The organism is Devosia sp. (assembly GCF_048261455.1).
In the GTDB taxonomy this organism is placed as follows: Bacteria; Pseudomonadota; Alphaproteobacteria; order Rhizobiales; family Devosiaceae; genus Devosia_A.
Map to the genome: position 1 here is coordinate 1 of NZ_JBLXGA010000015.1, position 15,271 is coordinate 15,271.

The 15,271-nt window shown below is 63.5% G+C and carries 15 protein-coding genes and 1 rRNA gene; 9 read left to right on the forward strand and 7 right to left on the reverse strand.

Going from position 1 to position 15,271, the window contains the following annotated elements:
- Both ACN0TK_RS14785 and ACN0TK_RS14790 read right to left on the reverse strand, forming a co-directional pair.
- Positions 1-541: ribosomal RNA gene (locus ACN0TK_RS14785) — 16S ribosomal RNA — on the reverse strand; the annotation flags it as partial.
- Between the two features lie 1,180 nt (positions 542-1,721).
- Entirely contained in the window at positions 1,722-2,150 is a 429-nt protein-coding gene (locus tag ACN0TK_RS14790) for a CBS domain-containing protein (protein ID WP_417310293.1), read from the reverse strand.
- A 154-nt stretch (positions 2,151-2,304) separates the two neighbouring features.
- Here ACN0TK_RS14790 and ACN0TK_RS14795 point away from each other — a divergent pair, with 154 nt between their 5' ends.
- Entirely contained in the window at positions 2,305-3,627 is a 1,323-nt protein-coding gene (locus ACN0TK_RS14795) for a DUF2157 domain-containing protein (protein ID WP_417310294.1), read from the forward strand.
- Positions 3,624-4,238 carry a GDYXXLXY domain-containing protein gene (locus ACN0TK_RS14800; protein ID WP_417310295.1) on the forward strand — a complete coding sequence of 205 codons (615 nt, stop codon included), beginning with the start codon at positions 3,624-3,626 and terminating at the stop codon, positions 4,236-4,238. The genes ACN0TK_RS14795 and ACN0TK_RS14800 overlap by 4 nt, the downstream gene beginning before the upstream one ends.
- On the opposite strand, the gene ACN0TK_RS14805 is transcribed toward ACN0TK_RS14800, so the two are convergent.
- A complete protein-coding gene (locus ACN0TK_RS14805) occupies positions 4,239-4,922 on the reverse strand; it encodes a rhomboid family intramembrane serine protease (protein WP_417310296.1) in 684 nt (227 codons plus the stop codon).
- A gap of 156 nt (positions 4,923-5,078) precedes the next feature.
- On the opposite strand from ACN0TK_RS14805, the gene hfaA reads away from it, so the two are divergent.
- From hfaA to hfaD, 3 genes are read left to right on the forward strand one after another with little or no spacing between them, the layout of a single operon-like run.
- Entirely contained in the window at positions 5,079-5,516 is a 438-nt protein-coding gene (gene hfaA / locus ACN0TK_RS14810) for a holdfast anchoring protein HfaA (protein WP_417310297.1), read from the forward strand.
- Positions 5,509-6,516: a holdfast anchoring protein HfaB gene (gene hfaB / locus ACN0TK_RS14815; RefSeq protein ID WP_417310298.1), complete on the forward strand. Its 1,008-nt coding sequence runs from the start codon at positions 5,509-5,511 to the stop codon at positions 6,514-6,516. Before hfaA ends, hfaB begins: the two co-directional genes overlap by 8 nt.
- Entirely contained in the window at positions 6,476-7,669 is a 1,194-nt protein-coding gene (gene hfaD / locus ACN0TK_RS14820) for a holdfast anchor protein HfaD (protein ID WP_417310299.1), read from the forward strand. Before hfaB ends, hfaD begins: the two co-directional genes overlap by 41 nt.
- Before the next feature lie 907 nt (positions 7,670-8,576).
- Here the strand turns inward: hfaD and ACN0TK_RS14825 are convergent.
- Together ACN0TK_RS14825 and ACN0TK_RS14830 are read right to left on the reverse strand one after the other, a co-directional pair.
- Positions 8,577-8,915 (reverse strand): tRNA-binding protein, encoded by a 339-nt coding sequence (locus ACN0TK_RS14825; protein ID WP_417310300.1) that lies wholly within the window; start codon positions 8,913-8,915, stop codon positions 8,577-8,579.
- A gap of 276 nt (positions 8,916-9,191) precedes the next feature.
- Entirely contained in the window at positions 9,192-10,163 is a 972-nt protein-coding gene (locus tag ACN0TK_RS14830; protein ID WP_417310301.1) for an LLM class flavin-dependent oxidoreductase, read from the reverse strand.
- Positions 10,164-10,540: 377 nt separating this feature from the next.
- Between ACN0TK_RS14830 and ACN0TK_RS14835 the strand changes: the two genes are divergently transcribed.
- Entirely contained in the window at positions 10,541-11,350 is an 810-nt protein-coding gene (locus tag ACN0TK_RS14835; RefSeq protein WP_417310302.1) for a dimethylarginine dimethylaminohydrolase family protein, read from the forward strand.
- A gap of 79 nt (positions 11,351-11,429) precedes the next feature.
- Here the strand turns inward: ACN0TK_RS14835 and ACN0TK_RS14840 are convergent, their stop codons facing one another.
- Positions 11,430-12,338: a hypothetical protein gene (locus ACN0TK_RS14840; protein ID WP_417310303.1), complete on the reverse strand. Its 909-nt coding sequence runs from the start codon at positions 12,336-12,338 to the stop codon at positions 11,430-11,432.
- A gap of 197 nt (positions 12,339-12,535) precedes the next feature.
- Here ACN0TK_RS14840 and ACN0TK_RS14845 point away from each other — a divergent pair, with 197 nt between their 5' ends.
- The 3 genes from ACN0TK_RS14845 (at position 12,536) to ACN0TK_RS14855 (ending at position 14,417) form a co-directional block, all read left to right on the forward strand.
- On the forward strand, positions 12,536-13,096 hold the full coding sequence (locus ACN0TK_RS14845) for a PAS domain-containing protein (protein WP_417310304.1): 561 nt from the start codon (positions 12,536-12,538) through the stop codon (positions 13,094-13,096).
- A gap of 58 nt (positions 13,097-13,154) precedes the next feature.
- Positions 13,155-13,778 carry a PilZ domain-containing protein gene (locus ACN0TK_RS14850; protein WP_417310305.1) on the forward strand — a complete coding sequence of 208 codons (624 nt, stop codon included), beginning with the start codon at positions 13,155-13,157 and terminating at the stop codon, positions 13,776-13,778.
- Between the two features lie 138 nt (positions 13,779-13,916).
- Entirely contained in the window at positions 13,917-14,417 is a 501-nt protein-coding gene (locus tag ACN0TK_RS14855) for a DUF4339 domain-containing protein (protein WP_417310306.1), read from the forward strand.
- Positions 14,418-14,543: 126 nt separating this feature from the next.
- Here the strand turns inward: ACN0TK_RS14855 and ACN0TK_RS14860 are convergent, their stop codons facing one another.
- On the reverse strand, positions 14,544-15,074 hold the full coding sequence (locus tag ACN0TK_RS14860; RefSeq protein ID WP_417310307.1) for a gamma carbonic anhydrase family protein: 531 nt from the start codon (positions 15,072-15,074) through the stop codon (positions 14,544-14,546).
- Positions 15,075-15,271 lie beyond the last annotated feature (197 nt).

Here is a 15,271-nt window from a genome sequence, read left to right on the forward strand (position 1 = left end):
ACTTAAAAGTCCGCCTACGTGCGCTTTACGCCCAGTGATTCCGAACAACGCTAGCCCCCTTCGTATTACCGCGGCTGCTGGCACGAAGTTAGCCGGGGCTTCTTCTGCGAGTAACGTCATTATCCTCCTCGCTGAAAGAGCTTTACAACCCTAAGGCCTTCATCACTCACGCGGCATGGCTGGATCAGGGTTGCCCCCATTGTCCAATATTCCCCACTGCTGCCTCCCGTAGGAGTCTGGGCCGTGTCTCAGTCCCAGTGTGGCTGATCATCCTCTCAGACCAGCTATAGATCGTAGCCTTGGTGAGCCATTACCTCACCAACAAGCTAATCTAACGCGGGCCGATCTTTTGGCGATAAATCTTTCCCCCTAAGGGCACATTCGGTATTACACCCAGTTTCCCGGGGCTATTCCGAACCAAAAGGTACGTTCCCACGCGTTACTCACCCGTCTGCCGCTCCCACCGAAGTGGGCGCTCGACTTGCATGTGTTAAGCCTGCCGCCAGCGTTCGTTCTGAGCCAGAATCAAACTCTCAGGTTGAGTTTCGATCCCGACATCGCATGGCATTTCAAAGTTCAACGGGATTGTGGTTCCATTCAGGCCAGCCCGAAGACTGACCGAACGAAACTTAAATCGTCGTAGAAAAACGCTTCAGCGTTATCGGTCTCTATGGTGGTCTGACCCACCGCAGAGCGCCGCCGCCTGCGTTTCTCTTTCCAATCAACAATGTCAAAGAGCAGAACCGTCAACAACTTCCGTCGCTTAGGTCCGCGCCAGGCCGATCACCTGGGGCGATCTTTCCGGCTAAGGAGGGCGGGGTTTAGGCCGCCCGGCATTCCGTGTCAACTGCTGTTTCAGTACCGTCTGCAGTGCGATGGAGCCGACCGTTTCTCTTGCGAGAACACTCATCGGCGCGATCCAGGGTCACACCATTTTCGGAACCGAAAAGCCGAAGCCTTCCCCTCTCTGTTCGGGCCCGATCTGCTGGGCCACCCCGTTGAGGAGGGCGGGGTTTAAGCCGCCCGGTTTTTGAAGTCAAACGCTTATTTCAGGGCTTCTGCAGTTCGTGGCAACCGGGTGATTTTCTTGCGAAAATGTCTCCGGTCAGATCCAGGATCGAACCATTTCAGCACCGAAAGGCGAGAGCCTTCCCCTCGCCGTTCTGACCCGATTTTCTGGGCCGTCCCGTTGAGGAGGGCGGGGTTTAAGCCGCCCGGTTTTTGAAGTCAAACGCTTATTTCAGGGCCTCTGCAGTTCGTGGAAACCGGATGATTTTCTTGCGAAAATGTCTCCGGTAAGATCCAGGATCGAACCATTTTGGCACTGAAAGGCGAGAGCCTTCCCCTCTCTGTTCTGACCCGATTTTCTGGGCCGCCCCGTTGAGGAGGGCGGGGTTTAAGCCGCCCGGTTTTTGAAGTCAATTCGCTATTCTCAGGAAGTGCAGAAGATGTTTCAGCGGCCAAAACCGGCGAAAAAATTCCCGACCGTCACACCCGAAAGTGGAACGAGTCATCCTCAAAAAGCGACAAGACCTCACATAATAAACAAACGGCGCTGAGGCGCAAGTGGTAAACCGCTGCGCCGGCGCCGTTGGTGAAGCGGGTTCTACAGGATGGCCGGGATAGAGCAACCCCCTGACGGCATTTTGTATCAGTTTTGTGGCAGCAATCGCCGCATCGCCCTTGTCTGGCAGGCACACACGGGACTGCGCCCGGCTGCATCAGTGATGGATATAGTTCCGCAGGTCGTCCGTTTCGGCCTCGACCTCGGCGATACGGGCCTTCACCAGGTCGCCGATCGAGACGATTCCAACCACCCGGCCCTGATCCAGCACCGGTAGATGCCGCACGCGTCGTTCGGTCATGCGCACCATGACGGTCTCGGTCAGATCCTCGGGCGCGGCCGTCAGGAATGCGGCGGTGATGGCGCCGGAGATGGGCCGGCCGAGACCGGCGGCGCCATTGAGCGCCAGTTCGCGGATGATATCGCGTTCGCACACCACACCGGTGGGCCTGTCATGGCTGTCGCAGACCAGCAGTGCGCCGATTCCGTGCGCGTCCATCAGCTTGGCCGCCTCGCCCAGGCTGAGCGCTTCATTGATCGCGACGACGTCGCGTCCCTTGCCGCGCAGAATGGAGTCCATATTCATCGCCAGCCCTCCTCGCAGGTGCAGTTGTTTCATACCACAAAACCGGCCGGGGCGCACGCGGTCCCGAGCCCGGGGGCGATGTGAATCAAACAAACATGGACAAGCCCACGGTGCACGGGCACGCTTTTGCGACCGATCTCAGGGGAGAGACACGATGGGATATCGCGCCAGACTGGCCCGCGACCTGGAACGCTGGATTGCCGCCGGATGGGTCGAGGCCAGCCACCGCCCGGCCATTCTCGCCGATGTCGACGCGCAACCGGGACGCTGGAACGCCGCCGGCGCCCTCGCCATTCTCGGGGCCGCCCTGCTGGCAATGTCGGCCCTGAGCTTTGTCGCCGCCAATTGGGATGCGATGCCGCGCCTGCTGCGCTTCGGCACAATTGTGCTGGCGCTGTGGGCCGCCCTGCTCGGCGCCGGCCGCGCCTTCGACCGCGGCGCTCCGGTCATCGGCCACGCCCTGGCCCTGCTGGGCGCGGCCCTGTTCGGTGCTGCCATCATGCTCACCGCGCAGACCTTCAACATGACCTCCTTCCGCAATACAGCCGTCCTCGTCTGGGCCGCAGCGGCCGGGACCATCGCCCTTGTATTGCCCTCGCGCCCGGTGCTGATCCTGGCGACCGTACTGGGAGCGCTGTGGGCGGGGCTGGAAATCTTCAATCCCAATGTGACCGGCATCGTGTGGAGCTATCTGCCGGTCTGGGGGCTGACCGCAGCGCTGGCCCACCGGCTCGGCTCGCGCGTCAGCTTCAACCTGCTCTCGTTCGCCCTCTTCCTGTGGATCGGCCACCTGGTGTGGACCCAGCAGGCGACGCACCGGCTCGGAGAATTGCAGGCCTTCATGGCCGGCATACTGATCGCCGCCGCCATCGGCCTCATCGCCGCCCGGGCCCGCGACCGCGGCATCGCCGGCGGTGGGGTGCTGGCCGCGTGGGGAATCGCCTTCGCCCTGCTCGGCGCCTACCTCCTGCAATGGCCCCTTGATGAGGCCCGCTTTCTGGCGCCCGGCGACGGTTCCGGCCTGTTTGGCGTCATCGCCGGGAGCTGTGTGGTCGTCCTCGCCCTTGCCGCCTGGCGCCGGGTCACGGCCGGCCATGCCGGCTGGACCACCGCCCTCGCCTATGTTGCGGCCGGCCTGGTGGCTGCAGCCATCCCCGGCCTGGTCAATGCGGCCGGACCGGAAATGCTGATCTGGGTGCGCATCCTGATCGGCGCCATCTTCTACGGTCTGTGCGTGGCGATGATCGTGCAGGGCACGCGGCCCGGCCAGTCCTTTGTCGGCGGGCTGGGGATTGCCGGCTTCGTGCTGCAGACGCTTTACGTCTATGCCGAGACCTTCGGCGGCCTGCTCGATACGGCGCTCTTCTTCCTGATGGGCGGCGCGATTCTCTTCGGTCTCAGCCTCGGCCTGTTGCGCCTGCGCCGGCAACAGGTCGCCGCCGCGCCGCCCGCGCCGTCCACGGAGGACGCATCATGAAGACCACCGCGCGCCTCGCCCTGATCGCCGCCGCGATGACGGCCTTTCTCGGCTTCCTCGTCGTCAATCACGCCACAGCCCGGGCGCATGGCACCGAAGTCGTGCTCGATGTGCGCGGTTATGATCCGCGCGACATCTTCCTGGGCCATTTCAGCATGATCACCACCGAGCTGCAGTCGCTCGATGCGAGCGAGCTTACGGACGAGGACGTCTTCAAGGCTGGCGATGCGCTCTATGTCACGCTGGCGCCGGGCGAGGATGGCAACTGGCATCCGGTCTCATTGCAGACACGGCGGCCGGACAGCGGTGTCTTCATCCATGGCTTTGTCCGCTCGAGCCATACGATCGACTCAGAATGGACCGACCCTCAGACCGGTGATCGCCTCGACGAGCCCCGCCCGGTGCACCGGGTCATGGTGTATGGCGTGTTCAATATCGAGCGTTATTACGCCTCGCGTGAGCTGGCCCTGGCCTTCGAACGGCGGCTGCGCGAACGCGATTCCGATGGCGATAATGGTGTGCGGCTGATCCTGTCGCTGTCGCCGGGTGGCAACGCGATCATCAAGGGCTTCGAAATCGATGGCGTGCGTCAGATCGACCGGCTGTGGTGATCAGGCGCTGAAGCGACCGCCATCGCCGCCATCCCTGCCCCGGCCTTCGCCGAATGTCGCCAGCGCCAGCGGAAACAGCAGCGCGCCGGCCACCGTGCCGCCGATATGCCCGGCCCAGCTGATCGGGATCGGCAGCACCATGCCGGTCAGGGCGATCAGGATATTGAAGCCGATCCAGGGCAGCGCCAGGCCGAGCATGCCGCGATAGCCGCCGCGCACCCAGCCGGCCGCGGCGATCAGGCCGGAGACGCCGGTCGAGGCGCCGCCCATCTGCACGATCCCGTCATGCGGCAACAGCACTTCCAGTCCGGCACCGGCCACCGCACACATGAAGAAGAAGACCAGGAATCCTGCTGTCCCCTTGATCCCGGCGCCCAGCGCCAGGCCGACGGCACGGCCGGCCCCGACCAGCACCGCCAGATTCATTACCAGGTGCAGCAGGCCGAAATGGATGAAGACGTGCAGCAGCAGCGGCGCGACATGACCGAGCGGCTGTGCCGGCAGGGCCGTGCCGGCCGGACCGCTGATCACCAGGCTGCTGGCCAGGATCCAGCGTCCCGCTTCGGGACTCAGCGCCATGAGCGCGGCACTGGCCAGGATCGCTGTGGCCAGGATCAGGACAGCGGCTGGCATGGCATTGAAGATCGGCGTCCGGACCTGATCGTCCCGTTGCGGCACACTCACCAGTCATTCTCCTCGAAACTCTGGCCCAATCGGGCACTTTCAACGTCCTAACAGAAGGTTTCCCCCAACAGGCGAACGGAGATCGGCCCATTCACCCGCTGGCACGCCCATTGCACATCACCGTTGTGAGAATTGCGTTTTGAAGGACGTGAGACAATGAAAACCCGCAGGATCACGATCGCCCTTGCAACAATCACGGCCATTCTGGCCCCGGCCACCGCGCTGGGCCAGTCGGTCTCGACGACGGCTCAGTGGGAGCGCCCTTATGGCGTTGCCAGCGGTCAGGAGACCCAGGCCTGGTCCGGAGCAAGCTCCAGTGCGGGCGCTGCCGCCAGCGCCGGCGCGGCGAGCCGTTCGACGGCGGGCAATCGCGTCATCATTGACGGCGTGATCCAGACCGGCGTCGGCGTCTCCTCCCATGGCGGCCTGTTCGGCGGCGGGGTCGGGTCCGGCGCCACCGCGATCGGCAACCAGCTCAATGTCAATGTAAGCGGCCAGTACAACACCGTGATCGTCAATTCGACCCAGATCAATAATGGCGACATCAACGCCAGTGCCCAGTCCGACGGCAATGTGAGTAGCGATAATGATTAAAGCCAAACTCCTCCTCGCCTCGCTGGCGAGCGTTCTTGCCCTGACCGGCTGCGCGTCGACAGACCGCTCCGGCCCCGACGGCAATTACGTGACGCCGATCGGCAATTCGCCGGTGACGCCCAATCCGACGCCCTATTCAGAAGCGCTGGTCTGCCTGGCCAATTACGCCCGGGCCCATAATCTGCGCTCGCCGCGCGTCGCGGTCGGACGGTTGTCGGACTATACCGGCCGCGCCTCGCTGGAAGGCGGCGCCGCCATCACCCAGGGCGCTTCGCTGATGGCGATCTCGGCCTTCTCGAAAGCCGGCATCCGCCTGGTCGAGCGATTCGACACCTCGATTTCCGAGCTCGAACTGCGCTATGCCAACAATTCCCTGATCGGCAATGCCGACGGCACCCAGCGCGAGATCCGCGCGGCCTCCCTGCCCGGCTCCGATTACAATCTGGTCGGCGGCATCACCGAGCTCAATTACAATATCCGCTCCTCGGGCACCGACGTGCTGGCCGGCGACCGGATCGACAGCGACCCGACGGGCCTGTTCTCCCGCCGCATGTGGGTGATGAATATCGGCCTCGACCTGCGTCTCAACGAGACCCAGACCATGGAGACCGTCGACGTCATTTCCTACCAGAAGCAGATCATCGGCCGCGAGATCAGCGCCGGCGTCTTCGCCTTCTGGGGCGATGCTGTCGTCGACATCTCGGCCGGCGGCCGCTCGCTCGAGCCGGTTCAGCTCGCCGTGCGCACCGTGATCGAACGCGCCGTGCTTGAAATTTCCGCCCAGCTCTACGGCGTCGATCCGTCGGCGGCGTGTGCCTATAGCGACCCGATCGGCGGCGGCGTCAGCAGCGGACCAACCAATACGACCGGCGGTATCAATATCGCCACGGCCTATGGCTCCAGGGAGACCTCCAATGTCCAAATGCGTGAGAGTGTGGATCATGGCCACGAGCGCCGTGATGACAGTGTCCGCACCTATCTTCGCGGACGATACGACTGAGGTCCTCAACGGCCAGCTCAATCTCGATGCCGCGATCTCGGTGGTCGCCAATGGTGACACGCCCGAGGCCCATACCGCGACGATGACCGCGATCGGCATGGCCAATGCCGTGACCGGTGATTTCGCCACAGCGCACGATGTCGACAGCGACCAGACCTTCTCCGGTTCGGTCGCCACCTCGGCGACGACGACGGCGGGAATCATCCACGGCACCGCGATCACGACCTCCTCGGCGATCGGCAATTCGGCCAGTCTGATCAATGACGAGACGATGGATGCAACGGCGACGCAGACTGCGCTCGACGGCTCCAGTGTCAGCTCGACGGCCCGCCTCAATGTCTCGAATTATGCCATGAGCTCTGTCACCACGGCGACGGCGAGCGCCAATGCCTATGGCTCGGTGTCTTATGGCGGCGACAATACGCTCGACCTGCGCCAGGATTCCGGCGCCGATGTCAGCGCCGACAGCTATGTCCTCGCCAATGGCGGCGGGCTCGGCTGGTCGGCCTCGACGGTGGCCGCGGCCAATGGCAATTCGGCCTCGATCGAGGGCTATTACATGTATCCCTCCCACATCGTCGATCTCGACCAGGACAATCGCGGCAATGTCGGCGCCAGCGCCAGCCTCGAGGCCGGCGGCGGGGCCGAGGAAACCCAGATCATCGCCTCGGCGAATGGCAATTCGGCCTGGATGCAGAACGAGAATGGCTATGCCCACATGCAGGGCAGCCAGGACAATGCCGGCCAGGTCGATGCGGAAGCCAGCGCCGATATCGGCAATTTCGACATTGATGTCGTCACGCTCTCGGCCGAGGGCGTCGGCAATTCGGCCGTCATCTCCAATATCGGCGCCGATGCCTTCATGGGCCTGGACCAGACCAATGATGGCGCCGTCAACGCGACGACGACCTTCACCGGCGGTGCCGGCGGGGTCGCGCTGGCCTCGGCGACGGCCTTCGGCAATGCCGCCACGACCTATGTCTGTTCGGAATGCCCCGTCACCGCCTATGGCAATATGAACCAGACCAATAATGCCGCCATCAGCTCGGTGGTGACCGGCCAGATGACCAGCGGCAGCGTGATGTCGGGCACCGCGACCGCGATCGGCAACAGCGCCACCTTCCAGAGCATCAATCCCTATTCCAGCGACTGATCCACGATCAGTACCGCCGGATGGGTGGAGGCCCCGGACTTGGGGGAGTCCGGGGCCTTTTCCTGTCCGCCTGCAGCAAAATCTCCACGCGGCAAGCCGCTGGAGGGATGGGGTCATCATCAGGCGGGATGCACGGGAAGATCCGTTGAACCCTTGTCTCGTTAAGCGCTTTAGTGAAAATCCGATCCTCCGGATCTTCCCGCACGCGATGTTTTTACGAAGGTCGCGACTTGTCTTATCTGTCCAATTCCAAGCCTGCCGGTCCGGCGGGGCCAGTGGCCACGCCCTCACCATCGTGTGGGGCAGATCGCGCCGGGGCGTAACACCCGGTCTTGCCTCCGCCCATTGATGCCCCTGCCTGTCACGTCCCGGCCTTGGCCGGTACAAGGGTCTGGTCACCGTCAGTGAGTGAACCTCCAGGATTGCCGTCTGTCTCCTTCGCTCTTTCATGGACCGGACCGTTATTCCCGGCCCACTCGAGGCACCGCACCCCAGCCACATCACCAGACGGTCTAGAAACGCCCCGCTCGGCTGAAGATGGGGGCATTATGCGCGGGGATGGATGGGGTGAGGATAAGTTGACCCAGACCTCGTCATCCTGACGCAAGTCAGGACCTCGATATCACGGGCTCCGCACTTGTCGCGTCGAGGTCCCGGCGTTCGCCGGGATGACGTGGGATAATTGTGAGGCGTGGGGGATAAGTGCCGGCGTCGGCACCGCTGTTCCCGTCATCCTCACCAGCTCCGACCGCTTCGCGGCCACCTCTTCCATCAAGGAAGAGGAGGGTGATTATCCCTGCCGCATCGCCTGTCTCCTCCTCTTCCTTGATGGAAGAGGTGCGCCGGACTTCAGTCCGGGGCGGAGCTGGTGACGGCCTCGCGATCTCGTCTACGAGCGTGGCGCCCCTCAGGCGACCTCGCCGCCCAGCTCTGCATCATCGGCGGCCGTCAGCAGGATGATCGCGCCGGCCGCATTGGGCACGCCGAGGATCAGCACTTCGGAGAGGAAGCCGGCGATATTGCGCGGCGGCATGTTGACGACACACACGACGCGGCGCCCGACCAGGTCCTCGCGGGCATAATTGGTGATCTGGGCGCTCGACCAGCGCGTCCCGAAATCCCCGAAATCAACGCACAGCTTGTAGGAAGGATTGCGCGCCTTGGGGAATTCCAGCGCCTCGACAATCCGGCCCAGCCGCATCTCCACCCGGGCGAAATCATCATATACGATCTGGGCTTTGGTCATAACACGCTTCCTGCGAGGTTGGTTTGCGCAGAGATAAGCGCTCGCGCGAGGGAAATCACCCCCTGTTCGGAGCATTCCGAACCGTTTGATATTTCCATGATAAATCAAATAATTGTCATCCCTGACGGATGCCCCGCGAAGGCGGGGCGCAGATCAGGGACCTACCCGCCAACCCAGCTGGAATAACGGGTAGGTCCCCGCTCTTCGTCCGGCTCAAGGCCGGACATCCGGCGGGGATGACAACGCGTAGTGGTTTATGGGTGGGAGAGAAGCCCCTCACCCCACCATAATCTCAAACGACCTGAGCCGCGCCGCGTGCTCATAGACATCCGACACCACGATCAGCTCGTCCGCCCCCGTGCGTGCAACCAAAGCCTCGATGCCAGCCCGAACCGTCTCCGGGCCGCCATGGATGGAACAGCTCATCATCTGGGTGACATGGGCCTTTTCGGCGGCTGACCAATAAGTGTCGATATCGTCGATGGGCGGACGGCTGAGGCCGGGGGTGCCGCGGATGAGGTTGGTGAAGCTCATTTGCTGGGTGGTGGCGAGGCGGCGGGCCTCTTCGTCACTGTCGGCGGCGACGATATTGACACCGACCATGGCGTAGGGCCGGTCCAGCTGGGCGGAGGGTTTGAAGCGGGCGCGGTAGGCCTCCAGCGCCGGCATCAGGGCGGCGGGGGCGAAGTGGGAGGCGAAGGCATAGGGCAGGCCGAGCTCGGCGGCGAGGCCGGCGCCGAACAGGCTCGAGCCGAGGATCCAGAGCGGCACCTCGGTGCCGGCGCCGGGAATCGCCTGCACCGCCTGGCCGGGCCGCGAGGGGGCGAGCCAGGCCTGCAGCTCCTGCACATCCTGGGGGAAGCGGTCATCCGAGCCGGGCGCGCGGCGCAGGGCCTGGACGGTGCGCTGGTCGGTGCCGGGTGCGCGGCCGAGGCCGAGATCGATGCGGCCGGGATACAAGCTGGCCAGCGTGCCGAATTGTTCCGCGATGATATAGGGCGCGTGATTGGGCAGCATGATGCCGCCGGCGCCGACGCGGATCGTGCTCGTGCCGGCCGCGATATGGGCGATGGCGAGCGATGTGGCGGCGCTGGCGATGCCCGCGAAATTATGGTGCTCGGCCAGCCACATCCGCTTGAAGCCCCACATCTCCGCATGCACGGCGACATCGCGCGCATGGTCGAGCGCAGTGCGGACATCGCCGGTATCGGTGATGCGGGCGAGTTCGAGAATGGAGAGCGGGGTCATGGGGGCTGGCCTTGTCGACGGTTGCGGTTGCGGTTGCGGGCGGGAGATAATCACCATTCGACGGGCTCGTGAAGCGGGGGCGGGCGCGGGCGGCTACGCACAATACTCATCGTCATCCCGGCGAAGGCCGGGACCTCGACATCGCAGGCTGCGCCCTTGTCGGCTCGAGGTCCTGACTTGCGTCAGGATGACGAGAATTATTGTTTTTGCTTTGAGAACTCGCCGCGCGGGGCCGCAACATCCCCGGCGAGGCCGGGCCTGTATGACGTGGGTTGGTGATCGCCATTGCAGACGCGTATCGGACCAGCAAGTGAGCACTTGAACCGCCGCTGGCGAGGTGACAACGATATCTGTCGTCAACATCAAGAGCCCCGTCCATGCCCCTCGCCCGCCCTGTCTATCGTTTTAATGCCGCCCTGGTGCGGGAAGCCTCGGCGTCTGTGGTGAAGGGGCTTCGCGCTGTCGATCATGGTGATCCCGATTATGACGGTGTCGCGGCGGAACATGCCGCTTATGTCGAGGCGCTGGAGGCGGCCGGGCTGGCCGTGACGGTGCTGCCGCCGCTGGAGGCCTTTCCCGATTCGGTCTTCGTCGAGGATCCGGCGCTGGTGTTTTCAGCCGGCGCGATCCTGCTGCGGCCGGGCAATGCGGCCCGGCGCGGCGAGACAGCTCAACTGGCGCCGGTGCTGAAGCGGCGATTCGAGACGGTGCTGGAGATGGCCGGCACAGGCTTCGCCGATGGCGGCGATATCCTGGTGACGCCCGACCGGGTGTTGATCGGCCTGTCGGCGCGCACCAATGCCGCCGGCGCCGGCGCGCTCGGGGCCTGCCTCACCCGTCTGGGCCTGGCCTCGAAAACCGTCACGACCCCGCCCGGCGTGTTGCATTTCAAGACAGATTGCGCGCTGATCGAGGAGAACTGCGTCCTCACGACGGCACGTCTCGCGGCCTCGGGCGTGTTTGACGGGCTGGAAACCCTGATCGTGCCCGAGGGCGAGGAGGCGGCGGCCAACGCCCTGCGCCTCAATGATGTCGTGCTGGCCGGAGCGCAATTCCCGCGCACGATCGAAATGCTGGACCAGGCGGGCTATAATGTGGTGGCACTGGCAACGTCCGAAATCGGGAAGATCGATGCCGGCCTGTCCTGCATGTCACTGCGCTGGTTTGACGAGATGCTGGACGGCTGAGCCGAAGGCAAAAAAAGGCCCCGGTCTTGTGAACCGGGGCCAGGCCATGCCGAGTGGCATGTGAGTGTCCTGGTTTGGATCAGCGATAGCCGCCGACGCCGCCATCGAGCATCAGCGTCATCGAGACCAGGCGCATGCTTTCGCTTTCGCGCTCATAGCGGACCTGTTCGGTGTAGTGTTCCTCGCGGCGCATGAAGACCAGCTTGGTGCCGGGGCCATACATGCGCAGCAGCGAGCGCTCGTTACAATTGCGGCGAGGCTCCTGGGTGGCGCAGACCAGCGTTCCGCCCGGCGAATGACGCAGGGCCTCGCCCTTGCGGCACATGATGGTCGGCGCGTCGGTCCAGTTGTCCTGCCCGTCCTGGCGCCAGCCGATCGTCACCTGCATCGCGGTGCCGGCAACGCAGCGATAGACCTCGCCGTCATAGGTCGCAGCGACCCGGTCGCCATTGTCCACGCGTGAGGCGGGATGCGGCGTGCCGGTATCATCGACACAGACCGCACGCACCAGGCGCCATTCCTCGACCCAGCGCGAACGCTGCTCCTCGCGGAATTCGTATTCGGCCTCGCGCTCGAGCCCGGCGACATTGAGGCCGGTGATCGCGGTGGCTGCCGGTGCGGAGGCATAGGGTGAATAGCTGCCGCCACCGATATAGGTGACCGAGCCGGCGCCCGCCCGCGAACCGGCGCCCGCACCAGCCGTGGCATTGGATGTCGCGCTCGAGGAGGCATCGACATTCGTCGTCACATTGGTGTTGACGTTGACGCGCGTCGAGACATTGACGCCGACATTGATATTGCCGCCATGGATATTGATGTTGGGCACGTTGACCGTATGTCCGCCGCCATGATCGCAACACGAGGTGGGTGGCGGTGCTGGCGTACAGCAATCCTGCGCCACCGCACTGACCGAAGCGGCCGGAGCGATACACAAAACGAAGGCGAAACTCGCCAGAATGGTAAAACCGTGCCGGGCTGATACGCGCATGGCCATGCTCCTTCTATCCTGGGACCGGTCTTGCAAACCCCGGGCCGTTTTCCCCGCAGAGGCGATTCCCGCGATTGGCGAGCGTGACCAGGGTGTTTCTCCAGCCGCTTGCATGGCCCCGATCTTGAAACCTTTCCGCCAGACCGGCACGGCAATCGCGCCGCCGGGGGATGTGACCGCAGTGTCAGGAGAGTGGAATGCGCCACGCGCAATCGAAAGCCCTGCATGCCTATTGGCAGGCCCGCCGTTTCGGCGGCGCGGCGCCATACCGGGCTGATATCGAGCCACAGGATATTGCCGCCCTGCTCGGTCATGTCTTCATTCTGGGGCGGATCGATCCGCAACATCATGTGTTCCGGCTGGCGGGCACCAGCCTGTGCGAGCTGTATCAGCGTGAATTTCGCGACCAGAACTTCCTCAGCCTGTGGCGCGGTCATGACGCAGCCCATATCGAGGCCGTGCTGGAAGCCGCGCTCGGCGGTGTATCGCCGGCCTCTGTGATTGCGCGCGCGACAACGATGGACATGCACCAGATCCAGGTCGAGATCTGCTTCCTGCCGCTGCGCGGCCCGGAAGGCCTGGTCGACCGCACCCTGGGCCTGTTCCAGCCGCTCGAGGCTGCCGATTCGCTCAACGGACGGCCGATTCTGCGTACCAGCCTGCGGGAAGTGCGCCCGCCGGCCAATCCCGGCATCCTGTTTCCCCCGCAGCCCGGCCGGGATCCGCGTCTTTCAGTGATGATCGCAAACGACCAGTAGTTGAAAACACTTCTTAACCGCTTGGCTCTATCGTCCTTGCTTGCAGGAGATGGATGCCATGCAGCAGGACACAGGCCGGTTAGACCGCCGCAAGATCAAGATCGCCGCCCGCGGTGCCCAGGAAAGGCGCCGTCACACGCGCGTGCCGCTACAGCTTCATGGCCGGTTCTGGTCGGAAACGCTGGGTGAGCACGCCTGCCGGCTGCTGGATATCTCGCCGGGCGGCGCCCGGGTGACATCGCGCACCATGCCGGCGGCGAATACCCGCATCGTGCTGATGATCTCCAGCATTGGCCGCATCGAGGGCACGATTGTCCGCGCCGAAGGCGAGGAATTCTCGATCCGCTTCAATGCGACATCGCGCAAGCGCGACAAGCTCGCTGACACCATTACCTGGCGCTTCAACAAGGACCGGCTCGGTCTGGAAGAAGATCGCACCGCCGCCCGCAAGCCGGGACGTGGCCGCGCGCGCATCCTGCTCAATGACGGTGTGGTGATCCAGGCGAATGTGATCGATGTCTCGGTTTCCGGCGCCGCCTTCGAGTGCCTGGAAAGGCCGCGCCTGGGCGAATTGCTACGTGTGGGTGAAATGACAGGATGTGTGGCTCGTATTCTGGACAATGGCTTCGCGGTCGTGTTCGATCCCCCTGACGCAGATAAGAAGAGTAGCGAAGCCGCCTGATCACCCCCCGATCGTACTTGAGTCGCGTTTCCCCGGTAAAAACGCCGAGTCGGCCTGATTCTTGCCGTATCCGTGGAATAGAAAGTACTTGTGCAAGTGCGAGAGAGAACCGATATGCCTCGCGATGACGGAATCGCAATGTCCTGGTTTGTAAAAGTCGAAGGCCGTGTTTACGGCCCCTATACCCCGCCGCAGATGAAGGCTTTCGTCAGCGAGGGCCGGATTGCGGCCCATTCCCAGGTCTCCAATGCCCGCGATGAAGGCTGGTGCGCCGCCTCTGAAGTCGAGGAATTCACCGGTTGGCTCGCGGCGAATGCCGGCGGTCCTGCCCCGGAAAAGCGTGTCACAGCAGGCGTGCGGCCCGCAAACTTCGTCATCGTGACGGAAATCCAGTCCGAAGCCGGTCCCGAATTCCGCAACGCCCTGACCGCCTATGGCGAACTGGAACAGATCACGCCGGGCACTTGGCTGCTGCGCGGGCCGACCACGGCCGCCGTGCTGCGCAATGAGCTCAGCCACATCCTCGATCGCGATGATCGCCTGCTGATTATCGACGCCACCCATGATCGCGCCGCCTGGTTCAATCTGGGACGCGATGCCGACGAAAACATCCGCAATCTCTGGGGCCGCGCCAACTAGAGCATTTTCAGCAAAAGTGGGAACCGGTTTTGCGGTTCGAAAATGCGACCGCTCAAAAACCTGAGCCGCTTCACCATTTTCCATCTGATGAATCGGCTTCAGACACGGTTTCCAGGCCGGATCGAATCAGTCGATTCGGCGCAGCTCGGCTTTGTGCCGCTTCCAGTTCTCGACATAATGATCGGCCGAGGCTTTGAGCATCTCGGCCGTATCCGCGTCGAGCGTCTTCATGACGCGCCCCGGCGAGCCCACCACCAGTGAATTATCGGGGATGGCCTTGCCCTCGGTGATCAATGTGTGGGCACCGATGATGCAGTTTTTCCCGATCACGGCCCCGTTGAGGATGGTCGAGCCGATCCCGATCAGCGAATAATCGCCGATCGTGCATCCGTGCAACATCACCCGGTGCCCGATGGTCACGCCCTTGCCAATCGTCAGCGGCGCGCCGACATCGGTGTGCAGGACCGAGAGGTCCTGGACATTGGAATCCTCACCGATTTCAATCGGATCATTGTCCCCGCGCACGACCGCGCCATACCAGACACTGGCATTCTCGCGCAGGATCACACGTCCCATCACGCTGGCATCGGGGGCGACCCAATACTGGTCATCGCCCGGAAGTTCCGGCCGGGAATCACCCAACGCATAAATGGCCATGTCTGTCTCCCTGAAGAATTCGATGAAATTTTAGCGACGCGCGCGTTGAGATTTGATTCACCACGCTACACTCACACTGTAGCTGCGATTCGGGGCGCTGCCTCGCAATCGTTTCGGTAACGCCGGACGGAAGGCCTGATCAGACGTCATGGACAGTCTGCACCCCAGCCCGCCAGAAACTGGTGCCCCACGGCCCT